Genomic DNA, 26,599 nt, shown 5'->3' with positions numbered 1-26,599 from the left:
CATCGTGAGCGGCACCACTGACAATCGGGGCCGCCCACCCCTTGACCTGCCGTTTTGCTTCGATCGCGAGTTCGGGATATTTTTTGTACTGACCGGTCAGTTCAAAAGAGGGAGAGGGTCTGTGGACAGCCCGCACGGGGCAGCTGTCACCGCCGAGGATTTCGGGCTCGCGGGACCACGCGGCTGGGCCTTCCGGGGCGTGGGCATCAAGGCCGAGCCCGGCTCACTCGTGGCGATCGAGGGCCCGTCCGGCTCCGGCCGCACCTGCCTGCTGCTCGCCCTCGTCGGCCGGATGCGCCCCACCGAGGGCCAGGCGGAGATCGGCGGACTGCGTCTGCCGCGCCAGATGGCCGCCGTACGTCGCATCAGCGCACTGGGCCCGGTGCCCGGGGTCAACGAGCTCGACCCGGCCTTCACCGTCGCCGAGCACCTGCGGGAGCGGGCCCTGCTGCAGCGCCGCTTCGACGGTTCGCTGCGGGCTCTGCTGCGTCCGCGCGCCGAGCGCATCGCCGCCGCGCAGGAACGGATCGACGCGGCGCTGGACGCCACCGGACTCGACCCCGCCGCCCTGCCCAAGGCCGAGCGGACCTCCGTACGGGATCTGGAACGGCTGGAGGCGCTGCGGCTGTCCATCGCCCTCGCGTTGCTCGGCCGACCCCGGCTGCTCGCGGTGGACGACACCGATCTCAAGCTCTCCGACGTCGAACGGGCCCAGGCCTGGGAGTTGTTGCGGTCCATCGCCGACAGCGGGACGACCGTGCTCGCCGTGTGCAGCCAGGCGCCCGAGGGCGCCATCACCGTACGTACCGACACCACGGCCGCACCGGCGGACGCGCAGGACACCGCAGCCGAGGAAACCACGACCGAGGAGGGACCGGCCGATGCGTTCGCCGAGACTGGCCGCGCTTGAGCTGAAGCGTTTCGGCAGGGGAAAGCTGCCGGTCGCCGCACTGATCGCGCTCCTGCTGCTGCCGCTGCTCTACGGCGCCCTGTACCTGTGCTCCTTCTGGGACCCGTACAGCCGCCTCGACAAGATCCCGGTCGCGCTGGTCAACGACGACAAGGGCACCACCGCCGCCGGAAAGCACATCGCTGTCGGCGACGAGATCACCGGCGAGCTCCTCGACTCCAAGACCTTCGAGTGGCACGAGGTGAGCTCCGCCGAGGCGCACAAGGGTGTCGAGGACGGTACGTACTACCTCTCGCTCACCATGCCGTCGGACTTCAGCAAGCGGATCGCGTCCAGTTCGGGTGACTCCCCCGAGACCGGTGCGCTCCAGGTGCGGACCAACGACGCCAACAACTACATCGTCGGGCAGATCTCCCGGACGGTGTTCTCCGAGGTGCGCACCGCCGCGTCGACCAACGCCTCGCGCAGCTTCCTCGACCGGATCTTCATCAACTTCTCCGACCTCCACGACGCGACGGCGAAGGCCGCCAAGGGTGCCGACGACCTCAAGGGCGGCATCGGCAAGGCGAAGAAGGGATCGCAGGATCTGGCGGACGGGCTGAAGGACGCCAAGGCCGGCAGCAGCAGTCTGGCCGGTGGGATCGTCAAGCTGAACAAGGGCGCGGGCGATCTCGAAACCGGCTCCCGGCAGGTCGCCGACGGCACCCAACTGCTCGCCGAAAAGGTCAACGGGATGGCGGCCGACGTCCGCCCGTTCCTGAAGGACAACGGCGAGTCGATCGGCGACACCGCCCGGCTGGTCGCCGATTCCTCGCAGACCGTACGGGACAACCTCGACCAGTTGGTGAAGTCGGCGCCCACCGCGGCCACCGCCGCCCACACAGCCTCCGACGACCTGGACGACGTCTACCGCACCCGCTGCACGGAGCAGCCGCTCGCCGACCCCACCGTCTGCCCGCCGCTGAAGCGCGCGAAGACCGCGGCGGCCGATGTCGCGAAGGTCGCCGACGATGTGAATGTGCTGGTCACGAACCAGAACGGCGATCTGAAGAAGCTGCGCACCCAACTGACTACGCTGCAGCAACGGGCCACTGACCTGGCCGAGAGCGCGCCGCACCTGGACGAGGACCTCAAGTCCGCCGTGAAGAAGGTCAACGCGCTCAACACCGGCGCCCACAAGGTCGCCAAGGGAGCGGACGAACTGCACACCGGCCTGGCCACGGCCAAGACCGGATCCGCCGACCTGGACACCGGGGTGAGCAATCTCAAGAAGGGCGCGAACGACCTGGACGGCGGGCTGATCCGGCTCGGCGACGGTTCGGCCGCCCTCGCCCAGGGACTCAACGACGGCGCCGGCGAGATCCCCGACTACGACAAGAAGGACCGCGACGCGCGTACCGAAGTCATGGCCGACCCGGTGCAACTGGCCTCCAAGTCGCTGCACGCTGCCCCCAACTACGGCACCGGCTTCGCCCCTTACTTCATCCCGCTCTCTCTCTGGGTCGGCGCGATGGTGGCGTACATGCTGATCCAGCCGCTCAACCGGCGCGCGCTCGCCGCCGGGGCCTCCGCCTGGCGGATCGCCTTCGCGGGCTGGCTCCCGGTGGCCGCGATCGGTCTGCTGCAGGTGGCCGCCCTGATGTCCGTACTGCACTGGGGACTCGGTCTGCAGATGACCCGTGCCGCCGGAACGATCGGCTTCCTGGCTCTGGTCACCTGCTGCTTCGCAGCGATCATCCAGTGGCTCAACGCCCGGTTCGGGGCTGCCGGACGGATTCTCGTGCTGGCGGTACTGATGCTCCAGCTGACCTCGGCCGGGGGTACGTATCCCGTCCAGACCAGCCCCGGATTCTTCAACGCGATCCACCCTTACCTGCCGATGAGTTACGTCGTCGAGGGGCTGCGCAGGCTGATCACGGGCGGCGGCCTCGGTCCCGTCTGGCAGGGCTGCGCGGTGCTGCTGGCCTTCACAGCGGGGGCGCTCGCGCTGACGGCGGTCTCCGCACGCCGCAAGCAGGTGTGGACCCTGGACCGGCTCCACCCGGAGCTGAGCCTGTGAGCGCGCCCGGACCTGTGAGAATCAGGGGCATGGAAAGCAGTAGCACCACGCGCCGCCAGGCCACCCGGCAGAAGCTCTACGAGGCGGCGGTGACTCTCATCGCCGAGAAGGGCTTCTCGGCGACCACGGTGGACGAGATCGCCGAGCGCGCCGGGGTCGCCAAGGGCACGGTCTACTACAACTTCAAGAGCAAGACCGAGCTCTTCGAGGAGCTGCTGCGCCACGGCGTCGGGCTGCTCACGGCATCGCTGCGCTCGGCGGCGGAGGAGACCGAGGGGCGCGGCGGCACCCGGGTCCAGGCCCTGGACGCGATGATCAGGGCCGGTCTGGTATTCATCGACCGCTACCCGGCCTTCACCCAGCTGTACGTCGCGGAGCTGTGGCGCACCAACCGGGCCTGGCAGTCGACCCTCCTGGTGGTGCGTCAGGAGGCCGTCGCCGTGGTCGAGGAGGTGTTGCGCGAGGGCGTGAAGAACGGTGAGCTCAGCGAGGAGATCGACATCCAGCTGACAGCTGCCGCCCTCGTCGGCATGGTGCTGGTGGCGGCCCTGGACTGGCAGGCGTTCCAGCCGGAGCGGTCGATCGACGACGTGCACTCGGCGCTGTCGCTGCTGCTGCACGGGCGCGTCAGCGGGCGCTGATCCCCGAGGGGCCGGCCCCTGAGGCGGGGCCGGTCCCCGCTGACGGGCTGTCCCCGCTGACGGGTCACCCTCGCCGCGGCCGCCCGCCCCGAGGCACAAAGACGCCGGTCCGGCGAGGCTCGATCCCCCGAGCCTGCGCCGGACCGGCGTCTGCTGTGCAGCCGGAGAACCTTCCCCCGTGACCCCCGTTTTCCCCCGTGGTCCCCGGGCTCTCCGTCGTGCCCCCGCTCCGGAAGGAGTGCCGCGCCCGTTCCGCCGCCCCGTGTCGGCGGTGCCGGCGCCGCGCCCCTCTCCGTGGCCTCCAGTCTCCCGTCCGCGCAGGTGGGAGCCCATCCGCGCACCTACTCATCTCGTTGCCTAGGTACGGATACTCAGGGCTTCGCACCGAACCCCACTCCGGGTCGATCGCCGCCTGGTTACGATCGCGTCCGTGTCCGTACTCCCTCTGGTGTTCACAAGCGGCTGGGCGAGCGGGATCAACGCCTATGCGGTGGTCCTGCTGCTCGGTGTCTTCGGCGCGACCGGCATCACCGACGAGGTGCCCGCATCGCTGCAGCGCACCGATGTCCTCGTCGTGGCCGGTGTGCTCTTCCTGTGCGAGGTGGTGGCGGACAAGATCCCGTACGTGGACACGGTCTGGGACTCGGCGCACACCGTCATCAGGCCGGTCGCCGGTGCCGTCGTGGCGGCGCTGCTGGCCGGCGAGAGCGGTTCGCTGCCGGAGCTCGCGGCCGGGGCCGTCGGCGGTTCCACCGCGCTGATGAGCCATCTGGTGAAGGCCGGCACCAGGATGGCGGTCAACACCTCCCCGGAGCCGTTCAGCAATATCGCGATCAGCATGGCCGAGGACCTGGGCGTCGCAGGAATCGTCACGTTCGCGATATTCCATCCGCTGGCGGCCGCGGTCATTGCCGCGGCACTGCTGCTGCTCGGCCTGGTGATACTGGTCTTCCTGGCCTCCCGGATCCGCCGGTTCCTGCGCCGCAGGGCCCAGCGCCGCGAGGAGAAACGCCTGGTCGGGACCGGTTCGCACTGGCCACTGGACTGAGTGTCACAGGCGGCCGTTAAGGTCACTGACATGGCACGAATTGCGGTGATCGGCGCCGGGATGGGCGCGATGGCGGCGGCCGCCCGGCTCGCCGTGGCAGGCCACCGGGTAACGGTGTACGAGCGGTCGGAGACCTTCGGCGGCTCGGTCGGCCGGTATGCCCATGAGGGCTTCGCCTTCGACACCGGTCCCACGCTGCTGCATCTGCCCGCGGTCTACCGCGACTTGTTCGTGAAGACGGGCAAGGAGCCGCTGGAGCGGTGCGTCACGATGACGCAGGTCGATCCGGCGAGCCGCCACATCTTCGCGGACGGCACGACGGTCTCGCTGCCGAATGCCTCACGGGCCGGGGTGGTCGCCGCCCTGGACGCTGCGCTCGGGGGCGGCGCGGGCGCGGTCTGGGGCGAGTTCCTCGACCGGGCGCGCGATGCCTGGGACCGGTCCCGGCGTCCGCTGCTGGAGGAGCCGTTGCGCTCCGACTGGCAAGTGCTCGGCCGTGATCCGTATCCCGCGCTCCGGCAGCGCCGGCTGCTGCGCTCGGCCCGTCAGGCGGGCACGGTGGCGGAGGTCGGCGCGTGGGAGCTCTCGGACCCCCGGCTGGCCGCCCTGTTCGACGGGTACGCCCTGTCGTACGGGCTCGACCCCCTGCGCGCCCCGGCGGCGGCCGCCCTGCTGCCGTACATGGAGGAGACCTTCGGCAGCTGGTATGTCTCCGGCGGGATCCGGGCCCTGGCGCAGGCGGTGTACGAGCGGTGCCTGGCCCGGAAGGTGGAGTTCGTCTTCGGCGGCGAGGTGGCCCGGGTCGTCGAGAAGGACGGCCGGGCGGCGGGCGTCGAGCTCCTGGACGGGACGGTTGCCGAGGCCGGCCATGTGGTACTGGGTGCCCGTCCGAATCCGGGCCTGGTGCCCGGTCAGGAGCTGTGGCGGGACGGCGATGTCGCGGTGCAGCCGGGGCAGGGAGTGGTGCCGGGCCGGTTCCTGGTCCTGTTGTCGCTGCGCGGCGCCCGGCCCGCGGATGCCGTGCACCGGACCCTGGTGCACCCGGCGGACGGCGCGTCGGAGCGCGAGGCGGTGTTCGGCGGAAGGCTCGCCGACCGGCCCACGGTCACGGTGCTGCGCCCGGACGACCCGTCGACCCGCCCCGACGACGCGCACGAGGCAGTGACACTGATGGCGACAGTCGCCCCGCACGGCGCGGTGGACTGGACGGACGCGGCGCTGCGCGAGCGGTGCACCGACGCACTGATCGAAGCGGCCAGCGCGGCCATGCCCGGCATACGGGAGCGGCTGCTCCACGCCGAGGTGCGGACCCCGGCCGAGACGGCGGCCGACACCGGCGCCGAGGGCGGCTCGGTGCCCGCGCCCGCGCTGGCCGGGGCGCGGGGCGCTTATCTGCATCCGGGCAATCGCACCCGGCTGCCGGGGCTCTACGCCGCGGGCGGCTGGTCGCATCCGGGTGGCGGGCTCGCCCACGCGGGGATGTCGGGGGCGCTGGTCGCCGGGCTGATCGTGGAGGGGGACGGGTTCAGGGGCTCCCAATGAGGGAGAGGCCGCCGGTCGGCGGCGTCACCGGCGTGCCGGGCACTCCCGATCGCCGCCCTGCCCTCGGTCACTCCCACGGCACCCTGCTCCCGCCGGTCCGAGGTCAGTAGCGGTTCTGCTGCTCGTTGTAGCCGGTGTCGTAGCCGTTCGGGTACGGGGCAGGCTGTGCGGGCTGCTCCGGAGGTGCGGGCGGGTACTGCTCGCCCTCGCGCTGTTGCGGCACCCAGACACCGCCGGGCGGGGTCTCGGGGGCGTGCTGCTGGGCGTACGGATCGGCGGCGTGCTGCTGGCCGCCATAGCTGTCGTAGCCGTTGCCGTAGCTGTCGTACGAGGCGTACTGCGTGGAGCCGCCGGTGGTGCCGGTCCCGATGTAAGGGTCGGAGTACGCGGCGTACTGCTGCTGGCCCGTGCCGTAGTCGTACTGCCCCGCGAACGAGTCCTGGCCGGCGAACGAGTCCTGGCCGGGCGCCGCGTACGTGGAGTGGTCGGCGTAGGGGTCGTACGCCGCGTACTGGGGCTGCTGCTCGGGCTGCCGGCCCTGGTTCTGTCCCTGCTGCGACTGCGGGTGATCGCTGTAGACGCCGTACTGCCCGGTGTCGTCCGGCATCGGCTCCGGCTCGTAGACCGCGCCCCCCGGTGCCGTGGCGTCCGCCCGCTGCGGGGCCTGCTCGTCGTACTCCATCTCCAGGTCCGACACCTCGAGCGTGGGCTCGCGGCTGCCCCGGTCGCCCCCTCCCCGGCGGCGACGGCTCTCGCCGGGGCTGCCCCCTATCGCCCAGCCGGTCGAGAAGCCGCGCCTGAAGGACAGCGTGACGTACGTCTGGCCGGTCGCGAACGCGATCGCGCCGACGACGATGACGAACACGGACGGCATCAGTACGCCGACGACCACACAGCCGAAGCCCGCGAAGGCGAGCAGACGCCAGCGAAGGCGCGCCTTGTACTGCAGGAGCACCTCGCCGAGCAGCCACAGTGCGACGATTCCGAACGCGATGTAGAGGACTGTCCAGCCCATGCCCGCCCCCTCCTACGGCCACCGCCCCGGGTCGTGGCGGGTACGGCCGGTCACGACTGCTTGTGCAGTCCGAGATTCTCGTAGATTTCGAGCGTCGCCGTCGAGTTGTTGAGCGTGATGAAGTGCAGTCCGGGCACACCCTCGGATTGCAGCCTCGCGCAGAACTGCGTTGCGAAGTCGATGCCAATGGAGCGTACAGCGGCGGGATCGTCCTTGGCGGCGAGGATGCGTTCTTTCAGCGCGGAAGGGAAAGACGCGTTGCTGAGCTGCGCAAACCGGTCCAACTGCTTGACGCTGGTCAGCGGCATGACCTCAGGGATGATCGGCGTTTCGCAACCCGCAGCGACCACACGGTCACGCATCCGCAAATAGTCCTCCGGATTGAAGAACATCTGGGTGATCGCATAGTCGGCGCCGGCGCGGCACTTGTCCACGAAATGCTGCGTGTCGGTGTCCCAGTCGGTCGAGCGCGGGTGCATCTCGGGAAATGCCGCGACGCCGACGCAGAAATCGCCGGATTCTTTGATGAGCCGGACGAGATCGGCCGCGTACCGCACACCCTGCGGGTGCTCGACCCACTCGCCCATCGGGTCGCCGGGCGGGTCTCCGCGCACGGCGAGGATGTTCCGGATTCCGGCGTCGGCGTACTGCCCGATCATGTTGCGCAGCTCGGCGACGGAGTGGTTCACCGCCGTGAGGTGGGCGACCGGGGTGAGGGTGGAATCGGCGGCGATCTGCTGGGTGGCCTTGACCGTCCCGGCCCGGGTGGAGCCACCGGCCCCGTAGGTCACGGAGACGAAGCTCGGCCCCACCGCCTCGACGCGGCGCAGCGCATTCCAGAGGTTCCGCTCGCCCTTCTCGGTCTTGGGCGCCCAGAACTCGAACGAATACGAAGTCTTGCCGGTCGCGAGGAACTCACGCACCGTGCGCGCGTGATCTGTCCTGGTAGAAGGTGTGCCAAGGGCCATACGGGCAGGTTAACCAGAGCGCGACGGCCACAGGACCAGACCAGCGATAATTGCCCGAATTGACTGGTTGTTTGTCCACCCTTCGGACATCTGGCCGGATCACGCTCCGGTGCGCGCCCGGATTCGCTCGGCCAGCTCGGCGGTGGCGGCGGCCGGGTCCGTGGCCTCGGTGATCGCCCGTACGACGACCACCCGGCGCGCTCCGGCGTCCAGCACCTCGTCGAGATTGCCCGCGTCGATCCCTCCGATGGCGAACCACGGACGCCGCTGGTCGAGCGAGGCGGCGTACCGCACGAGGTCCAGGCCCGGGGCGTGCCGGCCGGGCTTGGTCGGGGTGGGCCAGCAGGGGCCGGTGCAGAAGTAGTCCACCCCGGGCTCGGCGACGGCCGCGTCGACCTCGGATTCGGCGTGGGTGGAGCGGCCGACCACCACATCCTCGCCGATGACGGCGCGGGCGGCGGGGACCGGCAGGTCACCCTGGCCGAGGTGCAGCACATCGGAGCCGATGGCGTGGGCGACGTCGGCCCGGTCGTTCACCGCGAGGAAGCTGCCGTGGCGCCTGCAGGCTTCGGCGAAGACCGCCAGGTGTTCGAGCTCCTCGGCCGCTTCCATGCCCTTGTCGCGCAGCTGAACGATGTCCACCCCACTGGAGAGGACGGCGTCGAGGAATGCGGGGAGGTCACCTTGGCGCCTGCGGGCGTCCGTGCACAGATACAGCCGGGCATCAGACAGCAGCGCGCGAGGCATGGACATGGCGCGGTTCCCCCTGGAGAGCGTTGTGGAGCGGCTGTCGGTACGGCGCGGAGGTACGGGCCGCGCACTGCTGCGCGGCCCGCACCTCACATACGTCCCGCGGTCAGACGGCGAGCGCCTGGGCGCGGCGCTTCACCTCCGTGCCGCGATTCTCGCTCAGCGCCTGGGCAGGGGTGCCCGGCAGGGTCGGGTCGGGGGTGAAGAGCCATTCCAGCATCTCTTCGTCGGTGTAGCCGTCGTCCCTCAGGAGCGTCAGGGTTCCGGAGAGACCCTTGACCACCTTGTCGCCGTCGATGAAGGCGGCAGGCACCTGGAGCGTCCGGTTCTCACCACGTCGTACGGCGATGAGCTGGCCCTCCTTGACCAGCTGCCGCACGCGCGTCACCTCGACATCGAGCATTTCGGCGATGTCGGGAAGGTGGAGCCAGGCGGGGACGAGAGCATCAATCTTTGCGTCAATCTCGGTCACAGGGACAAGCCTGCCATCCCGGACCGACAGTCGGTAGCCGGGCCGACCGTACGGGGGTCGGGGTACGCCGTCAGAGGGTTGCCGACTTCAGCGGCACGGAGGGGTCGGCGGCCCGTGCCGGATCGAGCCGCACCCCCGCCTCGATGAGCTTGCGCCCCTGCGCCAGATCGCGTGGCCGGCCGACGGCGAGGACCGCGACCAGGACGCCGCCCCGCAGCCAGCACACCGACCAGGAGGGACCCGCCGGATCGCCGCGCCACAGCAGGGTGTCGGCGCTGCCGTGGTGGCCCGCGTACTGGACGAACCGGTCGAACTGCTCGGACCAGAAGTACGGCACGGGGTCGTACGTCTGCGGCGCCGGGCCGTCCTCGGCCGCCGCCCCGATGATGTTGGCGGCGGCGGTCCGAGGGCCCTGGAGGGCGTTGTCCCAGTGGTGGATGAGAAGGCGTTCGCCGTACCGCGAGGAGGGGAACGAGGCGCAGTCACCGACCGCGTACACATCGGGGAGCGAGGTGCGCAGCGCCCCGTCGGCGGTCACCGATCCGTCGGGGCCGAGCGCGATGCCTGAGCCGGCCAGCCAGCCCGTGGCGGGCCGTGCGCCGATTCCGACGACGACCGCTCCGGCCGGGATCGTGCGGCCGTCCGCGAGGATCACCCGGCCGGGTTCGATGCGGGCGACCCGGGCCCCGGTGAGGAGTTCGGCGCCGCTCTCGGCGTACCAGGCGGTCATCGGGGCGGCGACCTCGGCGGGCATCGCGCCCGCGAGGGGTCGGTCGGCGGCCTCGACGACGGTGACCTCGCAACCCGCGGCACGGGCCGCGGTGGCGAACTCGGCGCCGATCCAGCCCGCGCCGACGACCACGACGCCGTGCTGCCCGTCGAGTACGGGCCGCAGCCGTGCCGCGTCGTCGAGGGTGCGCAGCAGATGGACGCCGGGAACGCCCTCGGCACCGGGCAGGACGACCGGTTCGGCGCCGGTCGCGATCACCAGGACATCGTATGCAACGGGTCCTGACGGGGTGTCCAGCTCATGCGCGCCCGGCCGCACACCGGTGACTTCGCGGCCCAGCTGCAGATCGATGTCCAGCGCCTCGAAATCGACGTCGAAGGCGGAGTCCTCGGCCTTGCCGAGCAGTACCGCCTTGGACAGCGGGGGCCGGTCGTAGGGCTGGTGCGGTTCGGCGCCGATCAGGGCGACGGAGCCGGTGAAGCCCTGTTCCCGCAGGGCCACCGCCGTCTGCACGCCGGCCATGCCCGCGCCGACGATGACGACGCGGCGCCCTGCCTGCCGGTCCGGCTGTTCTGACTGCTGCTGCTCGCTCACCCGTACACCATACGCATCTGACGAATCGTCAGGAAAGGGGGAGCTCTTCGACCGTGCTCGTACCGCTGCCCTCCTGCGACTCCCACTCCCACCGCTCGTCCAGCCGGACCCGGCCGTCCGCGAGGTCGACGACGGTGGAGACACAGTGACCGGAGGATGTCGTGCCGTCCTGCTTCAGCTGGACGTAGCGGAAGTCGAGGGTGTCGTCGACGCGGATGCCGACAAGATGGCCGCGGACCACGTCGCCGCCCGTGTACTCGGCCCAGATCCGGCCGTCCTCCTCGTGGTACGTGAAGCGGGTACGGGTACCGACCTGGCCCGGAGCCTGGTCGGCGACCGGTGAGAGGACGAGTCCGTCGAGCGAACGGGCCACGGTGGCTGCTCCCTTACTGGGGCCGGGGGACGGGGTCTAAGGTGGCCAACGTAAAACACTCGCGGGAGCCCGGACGCACCGGGCTGAGAGGGAGGCTGGGCGGCCTCCGACCGTACGAACCTGATCCGGGTCATGCCGGCGAAGGGAGGGGCTGGGCGCCCATGCGTTCTTCTCGGAACGGCAACGGATCCGACGTCCTTGTCATCGGGGGCGGGATCATCGGTCTGGTGACCGCCTGGCGGGCCGCGCAACGCGGCCTGCGCACCGCGGTCGTCGATCCCGAACCGGGTGGCGGAGCCGCCCGGGTGGCGGCCGGCATGCTGGCCGCCGTCACCGAACTCCACTACGGCGAACAGATGCTGCTGGGCCTCAATGTCGCCTCGGCCGCCCGCTATCCGGCCTTCGCGGCCGAGCTGGAGGCGGCGAGCGGACAGGAAACCGGCTTCCGCACCTGCGGCACCCTGGCCGTCGCGCTGGACTCCGACGACCGTGCCCATCTGCGGGAACTGCACGCCCTGCAGCAGCGTTCGGGCCTGGAGTCGCAGTGGCTCACCGGCCGCGAATGCCGCCGCCTGGAGCCGATGCTCGCGCCGGGCGTCCGCGGCGGTCTGCGGGTCGACGGCGACCACCAGATCGATCCCCGCCGGCTGGCCGCCGCACTGCTGACCGCCTGCGAGCGGGCCGGGGTGGTCTTCCACCGCAGCTGGGCGGAGCGCCTGACGGTGATACGCGACCGGGCCGCCGGAGCCCTGCTCGCCGGTGGTACGGAGCTCGCCGCCGACCAGGTCGTACTCGCCGCGGGCAGCCTCAGCGGCCGGCTTCCGGGGCTGCCGGACGAGGCCGTGCCGCCGGTCCGGCCGGTGAAGGGGCAGGTGCTGCGGCTGACCGTGCCCGCCGCGTACGCACCGTTCCTCACCCGGACGGTCCGGGCCGTGGTCCGGGGAAGCCACGTCTATCTCGTACCGCGCGAGAACGGCGAACTGGTCGTCGGCGCCACCAGCGAGGAGCTGGGCTGGGACACCACCGTCACCGCGGGCGGCGTCTACGAGCTGCTGCGGGACGCCCACGAGCTGGTGCCCGGCATCACCGAGCTGCCGCTCACCGAGACCCGGGCCGGCCTGCGCCCCGCCTCCCCCGACAACGCCCCGCTGCTCGGCCCCACCGCCCTGCCCGGCCTCCACCTCGCCACCGGCCACCACCGCAACGGAGTGCTGCTGACCCCCGTCACCGGTGACGTCATGGCAGAGCTCCTCACCACAGGCGAGGTGCCCGAGCCGGCCCGCCCCTTCACCCCGCACCGTTTCTCGTCCGCCGCCGTCTCCGTACGTCAGGAGCAGCCCGCATGACCGATCCCGCACCCCTCTCCGAGCCCGCGCCCCTCTCCGTGTCCGTGAACGGCGAGGTCCGTCTCCTCGCCGCGGGCACCACCCTGGACACCCTTGTCGCCACCCTGACCGCCGCGCACTCCGGCGTCGCGGCCGCCCTCAACGAGACCGTCGTCCCACGCAGCCGGTGGTCCACCGCGACACTCGCCGACGGCGACCGGATCGAAGTCCTCACCGCGGTCCAGGGAGGCTGACCATGTCCGACGATCTCTTCACCCTCGGCGGCACCCTCTTCGGCTCCCGGCTGATCATGGGAACCGGCGGGGCGCCCAGCCTCGACGTGCTGGAACGCTCCCTGACCGCCTCCGGCACCGAGCTCACCACCGTCGCGATGCGCCGCCTCGATCCAACCGTGCAGGGCTCGGTGCTCTCCGTGCTCCAGCGCCTCTCCATCCGCGTGCTGCCGAACACAGCGGGCTGCTTCACCGCGGGCGAGGCCGTGCTGACCGCCCGGCTGGCCCGCGAGGCGCTCGGCACCGACTGGATCAAGCTGGAGGTGGTGGCCGACGAGCGGACCCTGCTGCCCGACCCGATCGAGCTGCTGGACGCCGCGGAGACCCTGGTGGACGACGGCTTCACCGTGCTGCCGTACACCAATGACGACCCGGTGCTGGCCCGCAGGCTCCAGGACGTGGGGTGCGCGGCGATCATGCCGCTCGGCTCCCCCATCGGCTCCGGCCTCGGCATCCGCAATCCGCACAACTTCCAGCTGATCGTCGGACAGGCCCGGGTACCGGTGATTCTCGACGCGGGCGCCGGGACGGCCTCGGACGCGGCGCTCGCGATGGAGCTGGGGTGCGCGGCGGTGATGCTGGCGTCCGCGGTGACCCGGGCCCAGGAGCCCGAGCTGATGGCCGCGGCGATGCGGCATGCGGTGGAGGGCGGGCGGCTGGCGTACCGCGCGGGCCGGATCCCGCGCCGCCACTTCGCCGAGCCCTCGTCGCCGGTGGAGGGGCGCGCGGCGCTGGACCCGGAGCGCCCGGCGTTCTGACCGGCCGGACCGCCGCCGGCGACTGCGGTGCGCATGTCCCTGTCACGGCTCGGCTGCAGTACGGCCCCGGGTCCGCCCCGGCCCGTGAACGGTGTCCGTGGCGGCTCGTAGACTCGCATGCGTGGATACGACCCTCCAGGACCCTCTCGTCGGGCAGCTGCTCGACGGCCGCTATCGCGTCGATGCCCGCATCGCCGTGGGCGGCATGGCCACGGTCTACCGGGCCGTGGACACCCGGCTGGACCGGGTGCTCGCCCTCAAGGTCATGCACCCGGCGCTCGCCACGGACGCCTCGTTCGTCGAGCGCTTCATCCGCGAGGCCAAGTCCGTGGCCCGGCTCGCGCACCCCAATGTCGTCGCGGTCTTCGACCAGGGCGCCCAGGGGCAGTACGTCTACCTCGCGATGGAGTACGTCGCGGGCTGCACCCTGCGCGACGTACTGCGCGAGCGCGGCGCCCTGCAGCCGAGGGCCGCACTGGACATCCTGGAGCCGGTCCTCGCCGCCCTCGGCGCCGCGCACCGCGCCGGCTTCGTGCACCGCGACATGAAGCCTGAGAACGTCCTGATAGGGGACGACGGCCGGGTCAAGGTCGCCGACTTCGGTCTCGTACGGGCCGTGGGCGCCGTCACCAACACCACCGGGTCCGTCCTGGGCACCGTCTCCTATCTCGCCCCCGAGCAGATAGAGCACGGCACGGCGGACACCCGCACCGATGTGTACGCCTGCGGTGTCGTCCTGTACGAGATGCTGACCGGCTCCAAGCCGCACGCCGGCGACACCCCCGCCCAGGTCATCTACCAGCACCTCAACGAGGACGTCCCGGCCCCGTCGGCCGCCGTCCCGGGGCTCCCGGTCGAGCTCGACGACCTGGTGGCCGTCGCCACGGCCCGCAACCCCGAGGTCCGCCCGTTCGACGCGGTGGCGCTGCTCGCCGAGACCCGCGAGGCCCGCTCCGGCCTCACCGACGCCCAACTGGACGCCGTACCGCCGCAGGCTCTCGCCGAGGTGCACGACGCCGCCGAGGACCGCACGAGCGTGATCCCGCGGCTGCTCCCGGCCTACCAGGGCGTCGCCCACCACACCAGCCGGCTGGAGATGCCACCGCCGACGCCGCCGCAGCCCGCGCCGCACGGCCTGCGCCTCCGCGGCCCGCGGCGCTCCGTCATCGCCGCGGTCGTCGCGGTGCTGCTGACGCTGGGGATCGGCACCGGTGTCTGGTACATCAACTCCGGGCAGTTCACCCGGGTCCCCTCGGTGCTCGGCCAGACCGAGAAGACCGCCCAGGAGCGGCTCTCGGACGCCGGCCTGGAACTCAAGAGCGTCGAACGGGCCTACAGCGACACCGTCGAGCGCGGCAAGGTCATCAGCAGCGACCCCGAGTCCGGCACCCGCGTCCGGAACGAAGCGGTGACGCTCGTCGTCTCGCGCGGCCCGGAGATCGTGAAGGTGCCCGATGTCCAGGACCTCTCACTCGGGGATGCCAGGCGTGCGCTGAAGGAGGCGGGTCTGGTGCCCGGCATGGTCACCAAGGAGTTCAGCCAGGAGACGGGACGGGGCGAGGTGATCCGCACGGACCCGGTGGCGGACACCGAGCGCCACCCGGACTCCGCGGTCGCCCTCGTCGTCAGCAAGGGCGCTCCGGTCGACGTCCCGGATGTCACCGGGCTGTCCATCGAGGACGCCACCGCCGCGCTGGACGAGAAGGGACTGAAGGCAAAGGCGCTTCCCGACCGGGTCAGCTCCCCCGAGGTTGCGGGCGACATCGCCCGTCAGTCGCCGGGCGAGGGCACCGAGGCCGCCGAGGGCGACACCGTCACGCTCACGGTATCCAAGGGACCGCGGATGATCGACGTCCCGGACGTCATCGGGAAGAACGTCGACGACGCCAGGAGCGAGCTGGAGGACGCGGGCTTCGAGGTCAAGGTCGACCGCCCGTTCCTCTCCTTCGGCGACACCATCGACAGCCAGTCCGTCGACGGCGGCGAGCAGGCCCCCGAGGGCAGCACCATCACCATCAGAACCAAGGGACTCTAGATCCGTATGCGCAATCCAGTCGGCGGCCATGTTCCCGTGGCCGGCGGCCTCGCCAAGGTCGGCCTCCCCTACGCCCGCGAAATGAGGGCGGAGGCCGTCCAGGTCTTCGTCGCCAACCCGCGCGGCTGGGCGACGCCCGCCGGCAATCCGGCCCAGGACGAGCAGTTCCGCGCCGAGTGCGCCGCCGATTCCATACCGGCGTACGTCCACGCCCCGTACCTGATCAACTTCGGTTCGCACACCGTGGCCACCGTCGAGAAGTCCGTGGACTCGCTGCGCCACTCACTGCGCCGGGCCCGCGAGATCGGCGCCCTGGGCGTCGTGGTGCACACCGGATCGGCAACGGGCGGCCGGCCGCGCGAGCAGGCCCTCGCACAGGTGCGCACGCACATGCGGCCGCTGCTGGACGAGCTGACGCATGACGACGACCCGTATCTGCTGCTGGAGTCGACCGCCGGGCAGGGGTTCTCGCTCTGCTCGCGGACCTGGGACTTCGGCCCGTACTTCGACGCACTCGACGCCCACCCCAAGCTCGGCATCTGCCTCGACACCTGCCACATCTACGCGGCGGGCCACGATCTGACGGGCCCGGCGGGCATGCGGCAGACACTGGACCTGCTGGTGGACACGGTCGGCGAGGGCCGGCTGAAACTGATCCACGCCAATGACTCCAAGGACGTGGTGGGAGCCCACAAGGACCGGCACGAGAACATCGGCGCCGGGCACATCGGCGAGGAGCCGTTCCGGGAGCTGTTCGCTCATCCGGCGACCGCCGGTGTACCGCTGATCATCGAGACGCCGGGCGGCAAGGAGGGTCATGCGTCGGATGTGGCGCGACTGAAGCGGCTGCGCGACCAGGGCTGAGCACCTCGCCCCCGCACCGATTTCCCCGGTTGAGGAATACCCCATGGGGGTATACGGTTCTTGCTGTCGGCAGGAACCGCTACTCGGCATTGGGGGATCGCCATGAAGCACGACACACAGCACGAACAGCACAGCCACCATGAGCGGGACGGGCAGCACGGGCAGCACACAGATCACAGTCAGCGCGTAGACCACAGCGAGCACGCAGCCCACTCAGGTCACGCCGACCACACCGGCCACACCGGCCGCCACCCCGGCAAGGCCGGCTGGGCCATGGCTGCGCAGGCCACCCTGCACTGCCTCACCGGATGCGCCATCGGCGAGATCCTCGGCATGGTGATCGGCACTGCGCTCGGCTGGGGCAACATGGAGACGATGGTGCTCGCGATCGTCCTGGCCTTCTTCTTCGGCTACACGCTGACACTGCGCTCCATCCGGAAGGCGGGCGTCGACTTCCGTACGGCCCTGCGGGTCGCCCTAGCCGCCGACACGCTCTCCATCGCAGTGATGGAGCTGATCGACAACGGCGTGATCGCACTGTGGCCGGGCGCCATGGACGCCGGCCTCTCCGACGCGCTGTTCTGGGGAGCGCTCGTACTCTCGCTCGCCGTCGCCTTCGTCGTCACCACACCGGTCAACAAGTGGATGATCGGCCGCGGCAAGGGCCACGCGGTGGTGCACCAGTACCACCACTGAGGGCGGACCGGGCCGGCCCGGGAGCCGTCAGGTCAGAGCTCGGGGCCGTCCCCGGGCTCTTCCTGGTAGGAGTATCGCTGCTCGCGCCACGGGTCGCCGATGTTGTGATAGCCGCGTTCCTCCCAGAAGCCGCGGCGGTCGGCCGTCATGTACTCGACGCCCCGGACCCACTTGGGCCCCTTCCAGGCATAGAGGTGCGGCACGATGAGCCGGAGCGGGAAGCCGTGCTCGGCAGTGAGCAGCTCACCGCCCTTGTGGGTGGCGAAAAGCGTTCGGTCCGAGGCGAAGTCGGAGAGTCGAAGGTTCGAGCTGAACCCGTACTCGGCCCAGACCATCACATGGGTGACGTTCGGCGCGGGTGGCGCGAGTTCCAGAACCGTGCGGGCGAGCACCCCGCCCCATTCGGCGCCGAGCATGCTGAATTTGGTGACGCAGTGCAGGTCGGCGACGACCGAGGCGAACGGCAGTACCGAGAACTCCTGGTGGCTCCAACAGTGCTTCTCGCCGTCCGCCGTGGCGCCGAAGACCCGGAACTCCCAGCGGTCGGGCTTGAACTTGGGGACGGGCCCGTAGTGGGTAACCGGCCAACCACGCTGGAGTCGCTGTCCCGGCGGAAGCTCGGACTGCTCCGACGCGCTGATTTCCCGGCTTTCCGGCTGACCCATGACTCCATGGTGACAGACAGGCAGGGGTGGTCCCGACCAGGGCAAGGTCAATTCGGGCAACTCATACTAAGCATGCACTTACTGGACGATCACCGGGTGCAGTGCGAGGATGCGGCCAAATTGCCCCGTTCACCGGTTGGAAGGAGCCTCTGCGATGCAGGGCGACCCCGAGGTCCTTGAGTTCCTGAACGAGCAGCTGACCGCCGAGTTGACCGCCATCAATCAGTACTTCCTGCATGCAAAGATGCAGGACAACTTCGGCTGGACGAAGCTCGCGAAGTACACCCGCTCCGAGTCGTTCGACGAGATGAAGCACGCCGAGATCCTCACGGACCGCATCCTCTTCCTCGATGGACTGCCCAACTACCAGCGGCTGTTCCACGTGCGGGTGGGTCAGACCGTCACCGAGATGTTCCAGGCCGACCGCCAGGTCGAGGTGGAGGCGATCGACCGCCTCAAGCGCGGGATCGAGCTGATGCGCGGCAAGGGCGACATCACGTCCGCAAACATCTTTGAGTCGATCCTGGAGGACGAGGAGCAGCACATCGACTACCTCGACACCCAGCTGGAACTGGTCGAGAAGCTCGGCGAGCCGCTCTACATCGCCCAGCAGATCGAGCAGCCCGACAGCTAGGGCCTGTCCGGCGGATCAGGCCGCTTCGGGGAGCCGGATGCCCGGGGCCACGCCCGGGGCGATGCCGGGAGCGATACCCGGATCGACCTCGGGGACGGTGTCCGTGGCGGCGTCGGCGGCAGTGCCCGGCGTCCGCTTCCGGTCGATCAGCTCGCGGCGCGGGCAGGCGCCGCGGCCGAGCACGGCCTGGATCGCGCGGACGCAGCCGCCGCAGTCCGTGCCCGCCTTGCAGGCGGAGGCTATCTGCCGGGGCGTGCAAGCCCCGGCTTCCGCATGTTCCTTGACCTGCTTCTCCGTAATGCCGAAGCACGAGCAGACGTACATGCGGTTCACCTCCCGGCGGGATCGGTCGTCGGTGCCACCCCGTTATTCGGTGAGGCCAACCTAACCTTACCTGGCACTCCAAGCCCTTGAAAGCCTCCGAACGCCCTGTGGGGCACGGATCACATCGATCCGTGCCCCACAGTCGTACGCGCGCTGCCTGCGGTGATGCCTACTGGTCCCGGTACATCTCGGCGACCAGGAACGCCAGGTCGAGGGACTGGCTGCGGTTGAGCCGCGGGTCGCATGCCGTCTCGTAGCGCTGGTGCAGATCGTCCACGAAGATCTCGTGTCCGCCACCGACGCACTCGGTGACATCGTCACCGGTGAGCTCGACGTGGATGCCGCCCGGGTGCGTGCCGAGACCCTTGTGCACCTCGAAGAAGCCCTTGACCTCGTCAAGGACGTCGTCGAAGCGACGGGTCTTGTGGCCGGAGGCCGCCTCGAAGGTGTTGCCGTGCATCGGGTCGGTCACCCACGCCACGGTGGCACCGGAGGCGGTGACCTTCTCGACCAGGTCGGGGAGCTTGTCGCGGACCTTGTCGGCGCCCATGCGGACGATGAAGGTCAGCCGGCCGGGCTCGCGCTCGGGGTCGAGGCGTTCGATGTAGCCGAGCGCCTCGTCGACGGTGGTCGTCGGGCCGAGCTTGATGCCGATGGGGTTACGGATCTTCGAGGCGAACTCGATGTGCGCACCGTCCATCTGCCGGGTGCGCTCACCGATCCAGACCATGTGACCGGAGGTGTCGTACAGCTCACCGGTGCGCGAGTCGGTGCGGGTCAGCGCCGACTCGTAGTCCAGCAGCAGCCCCTCGTGCGAGGAGTAGAACTCGACCGCCTTGAACTCGGCCGGGTCCGTGCCGCACGCCTTCATGAAGTTCAGCGCGTTGTCGATCTCGCGGGCGAGCGCCTCGTAACGCTGACCGGACGGGGACGACTTCACGAAGTCCTGGTTCCAGGCGTGGACCTGGCGCAGGTCGGCGTAACCACCGGTGGTGAAGGCGCGGACCAGGTTCAGCGTGGAAGCGGATGCGTGGTACATCTGCTTCAGCCGCTCGGGATCCGGGACGCGGGCTTCCTCGGTGAAGGCGAAGCCGTTGACGGAGTCGCCGCGGTAGGTCGGCAGGGTGACGCCGTCGCGGGTCTCGGTCGACTTGGAGCGCGGCTTGGAGTACTGCCCGGCGATCCGGCCCACCTTGACGACGGGCACGGAGGCCGCGTAGGTCAGGACGGCGCTCATCTGGAGCAGCGTCTTCAGCTTGGCCCGGATGTGGTCGGCCGACACGGCGTCGAAGGCCTCGGCGCAGTCACCGCCCTGCAGCAGGAACGCCTCGCCCTTGGCGACGGCTCCCATGCGGGCACGCAGCTGGTCGCACTCGCCCGCGAAGACGAGCGGGGGATACGACGCGAGGTCCGCGAGTACATCGCGCAGAGCCTCGGCATCGGGGTACTCGGGCTGCTGCGCCGCGGGAAGGTCTCGCCAGGTGTTGCCACCGGCGACGGAGGTATTGGCGTTCACGGTCACACCGACAACACTACGGGTTCCGGCGGTGCGTCCATCCGTAGGCTCAATAGTTGAGACGCGCGCTCGGATGACGTGGTCATCCGTTAGGGTTCAAAACATGTTCGCGCAGACAAACCAGAACTGGTGGTGGACCGCTCATCCGGCGGCCCACTGATCGTTCGCGCGCAACAGACCACGCGAAGGCCGCCCGAGGGGCGGCCTTCTCTGCGTTTCGGGAGCCGTTCCTCCATCCGGAAGGAACACCCCCAATGTCTCAGCCTCACCGCACCGACCTCGTCATCGAGAGGCTTCTTGGTGACGACTGCCCGCCGTTCGCGCTGCTGCGCCGGCGCACCCCCGGCCTCGGCCAGGACATCGTCGAGGTGCTGATCGGCCGGGTGCGGGAAGCGGACCGGCTCGCCGATCTCCCGGTCGGCGCGCTGCCCTCGCTCGCCCTGGTGCCGTTCCGGCAGATCGCCGAGCGCGGTTTCGATGTGCGCGACGACGGGACGCCGCTGTCCGTGCTGGCCGCGGAGGAGACGTACGAGCTGCCGCTGGCCGAGGTGCTGGATCACCTGCCGGACCATGATGTGCGGGTCGTCGGCGGCGCCTTCGACGTCGCCGACGAGGAGTACGCCGGGATCGTCCGGCGGGTCATCGAGGACGAGATCGGGCAGGGCGAGGGAGCGAACTTCGTCATCCGGCGGACCTTCCGGGGCGAGCTCCCCGGCTTCGGCCGGGCCGACGCGCTGGCCCTCTTCCGGCGGCTGCTGGCCGGTGAGCGCGGCGCGTACTGGACCTTCGTCGTGCACACCGGGGAGCGGACGCTCGTCGGCGCCAGCCCCGAGGTGCATGTGCGGATGTCCGGCGGGACGGTCGTGATGAACCCGATCAGCGGGACGTACCGCTACCCCGCCGAGGGCCCGACCGCCGAGGATCTGCTGGCCTTCCTCTCCGACCGCAAGGAGAGGGACGAGCTCTCCATGGTGGTCGACGAGGAACTCAAGATGATGTGCACGGTCGGCGACATGGGCGGGGTGGTGGTCGGGCCGCGGCTCAAGGAGATGGCCCATCTCGCGCACACGGAGTACGAGCTGCGCGGGCGTTCCTCGCTGGATGTGCGGGAGGTGCTGAAGGAGACCATGTTCGCGGCGACGGTCACCGGCTCCCCCGTGCAGAACGCCTGCCGGGTCATCGAGCGGTACGAGCCCGGCGGCCGCGGCTACTACGCGGGGGCGCTGGCGCTGCTGCGGCAGGAGCCGGGCGGGGCGCAGACCCTGGACTCACCGATCCTGATCCGTACCGCCGACATCTCGGCCGACGGGCAATTGCAGGTACCGGTCGGGGCGACGCTCGTACGCCACTCCGATCCGGACAGCGAGGTCGCCGAGACCCATGCGAAGGCGGCCGGCGTGCTGGCCGCGCTGGGGGTGCGGCCGGGCCGGCCCCGCGCCGAGGCAGCACCTCCGCGGCTGGCGGCCGACCCGCGGGTACAGGCGGCACTGGACGCCCGGCGCGACGGTCTCGCGCCGTTCTGGCTGCGGATGCAGGAGCGCACGCACGAGCTGTCCGGCCATGCGCTGGTGATCGACGGTGAGGACACCTTCACCGCGATGCTGGCGCATCTGCTGCGCTCCTCGGGTCTGGAGGTGTCGGTGCGCCGCTACGACGAGCCGGGGCTGCGCGAGCGCGTACGGGCGCACGAGGGTCCGGTCGTGCTGGGCCCCGGGCCCGGGGATCCGGGTGACACCACCGACCCGAAGATGCGGCTGCTGCGCGAGTTCGCCGCGGAGCTGGTCCGTGATCACCGGCACGGGCTGCTGGGGGTCTGCCTCGGCCATGAGCTGATCGCGGCGGAGCTGGGTCTGGAGATCGTCCGCAAGACCGTGCCGTACCAGGGCACGCAGACCCGGATCGATCTGTTCGGGCGGCCGGAGACGGTCGGCTTCTACAACAGCTTCACCGCTCGCTGCGACGACGGCGCGGTCACCGAGCTGGCGGCGCACGGTGTCGAGGCGAGCCTGGACGAAGCGACCGGGGAGCTGCACGCGCTGCGCGGTCCGGGCTTCGCCTCGGTGCAGTTCCACCCGGAGTCGGTGCTGACACTGCGCGGCGCGACGATCGTGGCCGGACTGCTGGCGGGGCTGCCGGTGGCCGGCTGAAGGGGGCTCGGGGACCCCGGAGGAGCTCCGGGGTCCCGGCTCACCGGGAAAGCACCGGGACGAGGACGTTGTCGCTGCGACGGCCGGCCAGGTAGTCGGCGACGTTCCGGACGGTGGCGTCGATGATCTGGTCCACGGCGTCCTGGGTGTAGTACGCCTGGTGCGAGGTCACAACGACGTTCGGGAAGGTGACGAGCCGGGCGAGCGTGTCGTCGTCGATGCCCTCCAGGGACTTGTCGAGGAAGAAGAGCCCGGCCTCCGCCTCGTACACATCGAGTCCGACACCCAGGAGACGGCCCGCGCGCAACTCGGCGACCAGCGCCCTGGTGTCGATGAGTCCGCCGCGGCTGGAGTTGATCAGGATCACGTCGTCCTTCATGTGCGCCAGGGCGTCCTTGCCGATGATGTGGTGCGTCGAGGGCAGCAGCGGGACGTGCAGGCTGATCAGGTCGGATTCGGCGAGGAGCTGTTCCTTCTCCACGTACTCCATGCCGAGACCGGCGCAGGCAGGGTTCTCGACGACGTCCCAGCCGAGCAGTTTCATGCCGAAGCCGTGGGCGATTCGGGTGAAGGCCTCGCCGATCTTGCCCGTACCGATCACGCCGGCCGTGCGGCCGTGCATGTCCCGGCCGAGGAGGCCGTCGAGCCGGAAATCGAAGTCGCGGGTACGGCTCGCGGCCCGGATGATGCGGCGGTTGACCGCCATCGCGAGCGTCCAGGCGAATTCCGCGACCGAGTACGGCGAATAGTAGGAGACCCTGGCGACCCGCAGGGCGAGCCGCTCGGCCACGTCGAGATCGATGTTGTTGAAGCCGGTGGAGCGCTGGGCGATCATCTGCGTGCCACCCGCCGCGAGGGTCTGCAGGACGCTGCTGCCCAGGTCGGCGTTGACACTGGTGGAGATGATCTCGTAGCCCGCCGCGATCGGGGCGGTGTCCTTGGTGAGGAAGACGTCCAGGCAACGGACCTCGTGCTGTCCGGCGAAGGCCTTTTCGAGCAGCGGCTTCTCGTCGGACTGCACACCGAATGCCAGGATTTCCACGACTTCTCCCGTTCGTTAAGCAAATCAGGGGGAACAGTCCGGTCATCGCGAATATACGACCCATGCCCCCGGTGCGCCGCCCGGTCCCCGGTGCGCCGCTCAGCCGAAGAAGACACCCGCCTCCGCGTAGAGGGCCGGATCGACGGTCTTGAGCCGGGCGGTCGCCTCCGCGATCGGCACCCGGACGATGTCGGTGCCCTTCAGGGCGACCATCGTGCCGAAGTCGCCGTCCCGCACGGCATCGATCGCGTGCAGGCCGAAGCGGGTGGCCAGCCAGCGGTCGAAGGCGCTGGGGGTACCGCCGCGCTGGACATGGCCGAGGACGGTCGTTCTGGCCTCCTTGCCGGTGCGGCTCTCGATCTCCTTGGCCAGCCATTCGCCGACACCGGAGAGCCGGACATGACCGAAGGAGTCGTGCGATCCATCCTTGAGGATCAGCTCTCCCTGCGCGGGCACGGCGCCCTCGGCAACCACCACTATCGGTGCGTAACTCGCCCTGAAACGGGAGGTCACCCAGGCACACACCTGGCCGATGTCGAAGCGTTGCTCCGGGATGAGGATGACGTTCGCACCGCCGGCCAGTCCCGAGTGGAGCGCGATCCAGCCCGCATGACGGCCCATCACCTCGACGACGAGGACCCGCATATGGGATTCGGCGGTGGTGTGCAGCCGGTCGATGGCCTCGGTCGCGATGCCGACAGCCGTGTCGAATCCGAAGGTGTAGTCGGTGGCGGAGAGGTCGTTGTCGATGGTCTTGGGAACGCCGACGCATTTGATGCCGTGTTCGTCGGACAGGGTCGCCGCCACGCCGAGGGTGTCCTCGCCGCCGATCGTGATGAGCGAATCGACCTCGTACTTGGCGAGGTTGTCCCTGATGCGGCGGACGCCGTGCTCCGCGCCGAGCGGATTGGTGCGCGAGGAACCGAGGATGGTGCCGCCGCGCGGCAGGATGCCGCGCACCGCCGGAATGGAGAGCGGCACCGTCTCACCCTCCAGCGGGCCGCGCCAGCCGTCCCGGAATCCGATGAAGTCGTAGTCGTACTCCTGCACGCCCTTGCGGACGATGGCGCGGATGACCGCATTGAGCCCGGGGCAGTCGCCGCCCCCGGTCAGTACTCCGACCCGCATGGAAGCATCCCTTCGCCGAAGTGAGCCCGCTGATGACCACGCTATTCGTGATCCAGGTCACCCAGGGATGGGCTGGAGGGTCAATTCCGATGCGTTACCCGGTGGTTGGCCTCACCGCTGCGCGCTCCGGCGCATTCAGGCGTCGTCGAGGCCACGCTCGATCGCGTACCGCACGAGCTCCACCCGGTTGTGCAACTGGAGCTTGCCCAGGGTGTTCTGCACGTGGTTCTGGACGGTGCGGTGCGAGATGACCAGACGCTCGGCGATCTGCTTGTACGAGAGCCCCTTGGCGACCAGCCGCAGCACCTCGGTCTCGCGCTCGGTGAGCTGCGGGGCCTTGGGTTCGTCGGAGGCGACGGGCGCGGGGTCGGAGGCGAGCCTGCGGTACTCGCCGAGGACCAGCCCGGCAAGGCCCGGGGTGAAGACGGGGTCGCCGGCGGCGGTGGAGCGCACGGCCTCGGTCAGCTCCTGCGTACTGGCCGACTTGAGCAGATAGCCGGTGGCGCCGGACTTGACCGCCTCCAGTACGTCGGCGTGCTCGCCGCTCGCGGAGAGCACCAGGACGCGCAGTCCGGGGTGGGAGCCGACGAGTTCCTTGCAGACCTGCACGCCGGGCATGCCGGGCAGGTTGAGGTCGAGTACGAGGACGTCGGGGGTGACGGCCTTCGCCCTGCGGACGGCCTGCGGCCCGTCACCGGCGGTCGCCACCACTTCGAAACCGGACTCGGAAAGATCGCGGGCGACGGCGTCGCGCCACATCGGGTGGTCGTCGACGACCATCACCCTGATGGTCCGCTCCTCGGCACGCTGGATGTTCTCCGTGCTCATCTTGCTGATCCTGCCTTCCCCCGTGAAACCTTCGGAACCTTCAACTCGACCTCGGTGCCCTGGCCGGGCACCGAAATCAACTCCGCCGTGCCGCCCAGGTCACGCAGCCTTCCCCGGATCGACAGGGCGACCCCCATCCGCCCCTCGCCCTCGGCCTGGGCGAGCCGCCCGTCCGGGATGCCGGGGCCGTCGTCCCGGACCGTCACGATCACCTCGTCCGGCCAGTCCTCGACGAGGATCCAGGCCTGGGCATTCTCGCCCGCGTGGACCCTGACATTGTCCAGGGCGGCACCGACAGCGGCCGCCAGCTCCTTCGCCGCCCCGGGAGCGAGCAACACCGGTGCGCCGGGCTCCGCGAAACTGATCCGGGAGCCGGCGTGCGGGGCGAGCAGGGAGCGCAGATCGCAGTCGGCCTGCCCGGACGGTTCGTCGTCGACCTCGACGCTGCGGACCACGGCGCCCTCGGCGGCGTCCTCGGAGACCCGGGTGGTGGGCACCAGACCGCTGGAGACCAGGGTGCGCAGGGCGACTTCCTGCTCCCCGGCCATCCGGCCCAGTTCGGCGGCCTCGCCACCCAGCGCCGTGCCGCGGCGCTGCACCATCGCGAGGACCTGGAGCACGCTGTCGTGGATGTCGCGGGCCAACCGTTCCCGCTCTCGGGTGGCGGCCTCGATCTCCAGGGCACGGGCGAGGGTGCGCTCACTGGCCCTGGCCACCTCGACGACGTAACCGATGGCGATGGAGGCGACCCAGACCAGCAGGACGTTGTGGAAGGTGTCCCGGCTGGGCTCGCCGCGCTCGATGATGTTGACGACGGCGACGAAGGTGGAGGCGAAGGCCGCCCAGCGCCAGCCGCCCTTGATCGCGAAGGCCAGCACGGAGCCCGCGGTCCAGATGGACGGCAGCGTCGGACCGTCGACGTGCTGGGCCTCGAAGTCGGCGAGCGGGGTGAGGAGGATGCCGACGAGGGCGAGGGCCAGGTCGGCGCCGAGGAAACGCTTGGTGCAGGCGACGGCGCCCGCGACCTTCGGGAGGGTGCCGAGCGTCCAGGCCGCCATCACCACCAGGAAGGCGATGGCCACCCACGGCCGGTCGTACCTGTCCCGGCCGAAGACGGCGAGCAGGATCGCGTAGACCATCGTCAGAATGCGGTACGCCGTCAGCGCACGCCACAGCGGCTGCTCGACCGACATGCGCACGACCCGCTCGCGCCTGGCCATGTCCCCACCCCCCGGACGGAAA

The 26,599-nt window shown here is 70.3% G+C and carries 27 protein-coding genes and 1 riboswitch; of the genes, 14 read left to right on the top strand and 13 right to left on the bottom strand.

Annotation, left to right across the window (positions count from 1 at the left end; translation table 11 throughout):
- The first annotated feature begins 121 nt into the window (after positions 1 to 121).
- From IEZ15_RS17080 to IEZ15_RS17060, 5 genes are all read left to right on the top strand, one after another.
- Positions 122 to 910 (top strand): ATP-binding cassette domain-containing protein, encoded by a 789-nt coding sequence (locus tag IEZ15_RS17080; RefSeq protein WP_189277734.1) that lies wholly within the window; start codon positions 122 to 124, stop codon positions 908 to 910.
- Positions 882 to 2,969, top strand: a complete 2,088-nt coding sequence (locus IEZ15_RS17075; protein WP_189277732.1) for a YhgE/Pip family protein — start codon at positions 882 to 884, stop codon at positions 2,967 to 2,969. The genes IEZ15_RS17080 and IEZ15_RS17075 overlap by 29 nt, the downstream gene beginning before the upstream one ends.
- Positions 2,970 to 2,998: 29 nt before the next feature.
- A complete protein-coding gene (locus IEZ15_RS17070) occupies positions 2,999 to 3,610 on the top strand; it encodes a TetR/AcrR family transcriptional regulator (RefSeq protein WP_189277730.1) in 612 nt (203 codons plus the stop codon).
- 430 nt (positions 3,611 to 4,040) lie between these two features.
- Positions 4,041 to 4,658: a DUF4126 domain-containing protein gene (locus tag IEZ15_RS17065; protein ID WP_093893581.1), complete on the top strand. Its 618-nt coding sequence runs from the start codon at positions 4,041 to 4,043 to the stop codon at positions 4,656 to 4,658.
- Between the two features lie 30 nt (positions 4,659 to 4,688).
- A complete protein-coding gene (locus IEZ15_RS17060) occupies positions 4,689 to 6,200 on the top strand; it encodes a phytoene desaturase family protein (RefSeq protein WP_189277728.1) in 1,512 nt (503 codons plus the stop codon).
- Positions 6,201 to 6,303: 103 nt separating this feature from the next.
- On the opposite strand, the gene IEZ15_RS17055 is transcribed toward IEZ15_RS17060, so the two are convergent.
- The 6 genes from IEZ15_RS17055 to IEZ15_RS17030 all read right to left on the bottom strand — a co-directional run bounded on the left by IEZ15_RS17055 (position 6,304) and on the right by IEZ15_RS17030 (position 11,102).
- Complete coding sequence (locus IEZ15_RS17055; RefSeq protein WP_189277726.1) at positions 6,304 to 7,215, bottom strand: hypothetical protein; 912 nt, start codon at positions 7,213 to 7,215, stop codon at positions 6,304 to 6,306.
- Between the two features lie 50 nt (positions 7,216 to 7,265).
- Complete coding sequence (gene metF, locus IEZ15_RS17050) at positions 7,266 to 8,183, bottom strand: methylenetetrahydrofolate reductase [NAD(P)H] (protein ID WP_114244087.1); 918 nt, start codon at positions 8,181 to 8,183, stop codon at positions 7,266 to 7,268.
- A 99-nt stretch (positions 8,184 to 8,282) separates the two neighbouring features.
- Complete coding sequence (gene thiE / locus IEZ15_RS17045) at positions 8,283 to 8,936, bottom strand: thiamine phosphate synthase (protein WP_189277724.1); 654 nt, start codon at positions 8,934 to 8,936, stop codon at positions 8,283 to 8,285.
- 103 nt (positions 8,937 to 9,039) lie between these two features.
- The gene (locus IEZ15_RS17040; RefSeq protein ID WP_114244089.1) at positions 9,040 to 9,405 is read right to left on the bottom strand and encodes an Rv2175c family DNA-binding protein; all 366 of its coding nucleotides are present in this window, start codon (positions 9,403 to 9,405) and stop codon (positions 9,040 to 9,042) included.
- 70 nt (positions 9,406 to 9,475) lie between these two features.
- The gene (locus IEZ15_RS17035) at positions 9,476 to 10,729 is read right to left on the bottom strand and encodes an NAD(P)/FAD-dependent oxidoreductase (RefSeq protein WP_189277722.1); all 1,254 of its coding nucleotides are present in this window, start codon (positions 10,727 to 10,729) and stop codon (positions 9,476 to 9,478) included.
- Positions 10,730 to 10,757: 28 nt separating this feature from the next.
- Positions 10,758 to 11,102, bottom strand: coding sequence for an avidin-fold protein (locus tag IEZ15_RS17030; protein WP_189277720.1), 345 nt, complete (start codon positions 11,100 to 11,102; stop codon positions 10,758 to 10,760).
- A gap of 51 nt (positions 11,103 to 11,153) precedes the next feature.
- Positions 11,154 to 11,266: riboswitch (TPP riboswitch) on the top strand.
- Here IEZ15_RS17030 and thiO point away from each other — a divergent pair.
- From thiO to IEZ15_RS17000, 6 genes are all read left to right on the top strand, one after another.
- Positions 11,264 to 12,448 (top strand): glycine oxidase ThiO, encoded by a 1,185-nt coding sequence (gene thiO, locus IEZ15_RS17025; RefSeq protein ID WP_189277718.1) that lies wholly within the window; start codon positions 11,264 to 11,266, stop codon positions 12,446 to 12,448. Its footprint overlaps the riboswitch before it by 3 nt.
- Entirely contained in the window at positions 12,445 to 12,681 is a 237-nt protein-coding gene (gene thiS / locus IEZ15_RS17020) for a sulfur carrier protein ThiS (protein ID WP_189277716.1), read from the top strand. Before thiO ends, thiS begins: the two co-directional genes overlap by 4 nt.
- 2 nt (positions 12,682 to 12,683) lie before the next feature.
- On the top strand, positions 12,684 to 13,478 hold the full coding sequence (locus tag IEZ15_RS17015) for a thiazole synthase (RefSeq protein ID WP_189277714.1): 795 nt from the start codon (positions 12,684 to 12,686) through the stop codon (positions 13,476 to 13,478).
- 121 nt (positions 13,479 to 13,599) lie between these two features.
- On the top strand, positions 13,600 to 15,513 hold the full coding sequence (gene pknB / locus IEZ15_RS17010; RefSeq protein WP_189277712.1) for a Stk1 family PASTA domain-containing Ser/Thr kinase: 1,914 nt from the start codon (positions 13,600 to 13,602) through the stop codon (positions 15,511 to 15,513).
- Positions 15,514 to 15,519: 6 nt separating this feature from the next.
- Entirely contained in the window at positions 15,520 to 16,377 is an 858-nt protein-coding gene (locus IEZ15_RS17005; RefSeq protein ID WP_189277710.1) for a deoxyribonuclease IV, read from the top strand.
- A 102-nt stretch (positions 16,378 to 16,479) separates the two neighbouring features.
- Positions 16,480 to 17,073 carry a DUF4396 domain-containing protein gene (locus IEZ15_RS17000; RefSeq protein ID WP_189277708.1) on the top strand — a complete coding sequence of 198 codons (594 nt, stop codon included), beginning with the start codon at positions 16,480 to 16,482 and terminating at the stop codon, positions 17,071 to 17,073.
- Between the two features lie 32 nt (positions 17,074 to 17,105).
- Here IEZ15_RS17000 and IEZ15_RS16995 read toward each other — a convergent pair whose 3' ends face one another.
- Entirely contained in the window at positions 17,106 to 17,738 is a 633-nt protein-coding gene (locus IEZ15_RS16995; protein WP_114244098.1) for a sulfite oxidase-like oxidoreductase, read from the bottom strand.
- 154 nt (positions 17,739 to 17,892) lie between these two features.
- On the opposite strand from IEZ15_RS16995, the gene bfr reads away from it, so the two are divergent.
- Positions 17,893 to 18,372 carry a bacterioferritin gene (gene bfr / locus IEZ15_RS16990; protein ID WP_114244099.1) on the top strand — a complete coding sequence of 160 codons (480 nt, stop codon included), beginning with the start codon at positions 17,893 to 17,895 and terminating at the stop codon, positions 18,370 to 18,372.
- A 15-nt stretch (positions 18,373 to 18,387) separates the two neighbouring features.
- Here the strand turns inward: bfr and IEZ15_RS16985 are convergent, their stop codons facing one another.
- Together IEZ15_RS16985 and IEZ15_RS16980 are read right to left on the bottom strand one after the other, a co-directional pair.
- Positions 18,388 to 18,696 (bottom strand): (2Fe-2S)-binding protein, encoded by a 309-nt coding sequence (locus IEZ15_RS16985; RefSeq protein WP_189277706.1) that lies wholly within the window; start codon positions 18,694 to 18,696, stop codon positions 18,388 to 18,390.
- 169 nt (positions 18,697 to 18,865) lie between these two features.
- Entirely contained in the window at positions 18,866 to 20,212 is a 1,347-nt protein-coding gene (locus IEZ15_RS16980; RefSeq protein ID WP_176739947.1) for a class II 3-deoxy-7-phosphoheptulonate synthase, read from the bottom strand.
- A gap of 73 nt (positions 20,213 to 20,285) precedes the next feature.
- On the opposite strand from IEZ15_RS16980, the gene IEZ15_RS47050 reads away from it, so the two are divergent.
- Both IEZ15_RS47050 and IEZ15_RS16970 read left to right on the top strand, forming a co-directional pair.
- Entirely contained in the window at positions 20,286 to 20,372 is an 87-nt protein-coding gene (locus IEZ15_RS47050) for a trp operon leader peptide (RefSeq protein ID WP_114244101.1), read from the top strand.
- 94 nt (positions 20,373 to 20,466) lie between these two features.
- Complete coding sequence (locus tag IEZ15_RS16970; protein ID WP_189277704.1) at positions 20,467 to 22,359, top strand: anthranilate synthase family protein; 1,893 nt, start codon at positions 20,467 to 20,469, stop codon at positions 22,357 to 22,359.
- A 40-nt stretch (positions 22,360 to 22,399) separates the two neighbouring features.
- Here the strand turns inward: IEZ15_RS16970 and IEZ15_RS16965 are convergent, their stop codons facing one another.
- The 4 genes from IEZ15_RS16965 to macS all read right to left on the bottom strand — a co-directional run bounded on the left by IEZ15_RS16965 (position 22,400) and on the right by macS (position 26,577).
- Positions 22,400 to 23,401: a 2-hydroxyacid dehydrogenase gene (locus tag IEZ15_RS16965; protein ID WP_189277702.1), complete on the bottom strand. Its 1,002-nt coding sequence runs from the start codon at positions 23,399 to 23,401 to the stop codon at positions 22,400 to 22,402.
- Positions 23,402 to 23,500: 99 nt separating this feature from the next.
- Positions 23,501 to 24,529 carry a 6-phosphofructokinase gene (locus IEZ15_RS16960; RefSeq protein WP_114244104.1) on the bottom strand — a complete coding sequence of 343 codons (1,029 nt, stop codon included), beginning with the start codon at positions 24,527 to 24,529 and terminating at the stop codon, positions 23,501 to 23,503.
- Positions 24,530 to 24,664: 135 nt separating this feature from the next.
- A complete protein-coding gene (locus IEZ15_RS16955; RefSeq protein WP_114244105.1) occupies positions 24,665 to 25,357 on the bottom strand; it encodes a response regulator in 693 nt (230 codons plus the stop codon).
- Entirely contained in the window at positions 25,354 to 26,577 is a 1,224-nt protein-coding gene (gene macS, locus IEZ15_RS16950) for a MacS family sensor histidine kinase (protein ID WP_189277700.1), read from the bottom strand. The genes IEZ15_RS16955 and macS overlap by 4 nt, the downstream gene beginning before the upstream one ends.
- Positions 26,578 to 26,599: the final 22 nt, after the last annotated feature.

It is taken from the genome of Streptomyces atratus (assembly GCF_014648655.1).
GTDB classification, from domain to species: Bacteria; Actinomycetota; Actinomycetes; order Streptomycetales; family Streptomycetaceae; genus Streptomyces; species Streptomyces atratus.
Note: the sequence above shows the minus strand (reverse complement) of the source record. Positions and strands in the feature narration are given on the sequence as shown.

Bases quoted from the DNA above. Each gene is read 5' to 3' on its own strand.
- metF (WP_114244087.1), bottom strand. From the start codon at position 8,183: ATGGCCCTTGGCACACCTTCTACCAGGACAGATCACGCGCGCACGGTG.
- thiO (WP_189277718.1), top strand. From the start codon at position 11,264: ATGCGTTCTTCTCGGAACGGCAACGGATCCGACGTCCTTGTCATCGGG.
- IEZ15_RS16960 (WP_114244104.1), bottom strand. From the start codon at position 24,529: ATGCGGGTCGGAGTACTGACCGGGGGCGGCGACTGCCCCGGGCTCAAT.
- macS (WP_189277700.1), bottom strand. From the start codon at position 26,577: ATGGCCAGGCGCGAGCGGGTCGTGCGCATGTCGGTCGAGCAGCCGCTG.
- IEZ15_RS47050 (WP_114244101.1), top strand. From the start codon at position 20,286: ATGACGTGGTCATCCGTTAGGGTTCAAAACATGTTCGCGCAGACAAAC.
- IEZ15_RS17015 (WP_189277714.1), top strand. From the start codon at position 12,684: ATGTCCGACGATCTCTTCACCCTCGGCGGCACCCTCTTCGGCTCCCGG.
- IEZ15_RS16985 (WP_189277706.1), bottom strand. From the start codon at position 18,696: ATGTACGTCTGCTCGTGCTTCGGCATTACGGAGAAGCAGGTCAAGGAA.
- IEZ15_RS17060 (WP_189277728.1), top strand. From the start codon at position 4,689: ATGGCACGAATTGCGGTGATCGGCGCCGGGATGGGCGCGATGGCGGCG.
- IEZ15_RS17005 (WP_189277710.1), top strand. From the start codon at position 15,520: ATGCGCAATCCAGTCGGCGGCCATGTTCCCGTGGCCGGCGGCCTCGCC.
- bfr (WP_114244099.1), top strand. From the start codon at position 17,893: ATGCAGGGCGACCCCGAGGTCCTTGAGTTCCTGAACGAGCAGCTGACC.
- thiS (WP_189277716.1), top strand. From the start codon at position 12,445: ATGACCGATCCCGCACCCCTCTCCGAGCCCGCGCCCCTCTCCGTGTCC.
- IEZ15_RS17075 (WP_189277732.1), top strand. From the start codon at position 882: ATGCGTTCGCCGAGACTGGCCGCGCTTGAGCTGAAGCGTTTCGGCAGG.
- IEZ15_RS16970 (WP_189277704.1), top strand. From the start codon at position 20,467: ATGTCTCAGCCTCACCGCACCGACCTCGTCATCGAGAGGCTTCTTGGT.
- IEZ15_RS17000 (WP_189277708.1), top strand. From the start codon at position 16,480: ATGAAGCACGACACACAGCACGAACAGCACAGCCACCATGAGCGGGAC.
- IEZ15_RS16995 (WP_114244098.1), bottom strand. From the start codon at position 17,738: ATGGGTCAGCCGGAAAGCCGGGAAATCAGCGCGTCGGAGCAGTCCGAG.
- IEZ15_RS16955 (WP_114244105.1), bottom strand. From the start codon at position 25,357: ATGAGCACGGAGAACATCCAGCGTGCCGAGGAGCGGACCATCAGGGTG.
- IEZ15_RS17070 (WP_189277730.1), top strand. From the start codon at position 2,999: ATGGAAAGCAGTAGCACCACGCGCCGCCAGGCCACCCGGCAGAAGCTC.
- IEZ15_RS17055 (WP_189277726.1), bottom strand. From the start codon at position 7,215: ATGGGCTGGACAGTCCTCTACATCGCGTTCGGAATCGTCGCACTGTGG.
- thiE (WP_189277724.1), bottom strand. From the start codon at position 8,936: ATGTCCATGCCTCGCGCGCTGCTGTCTGATGCCCGGCTGTATCTGTGC.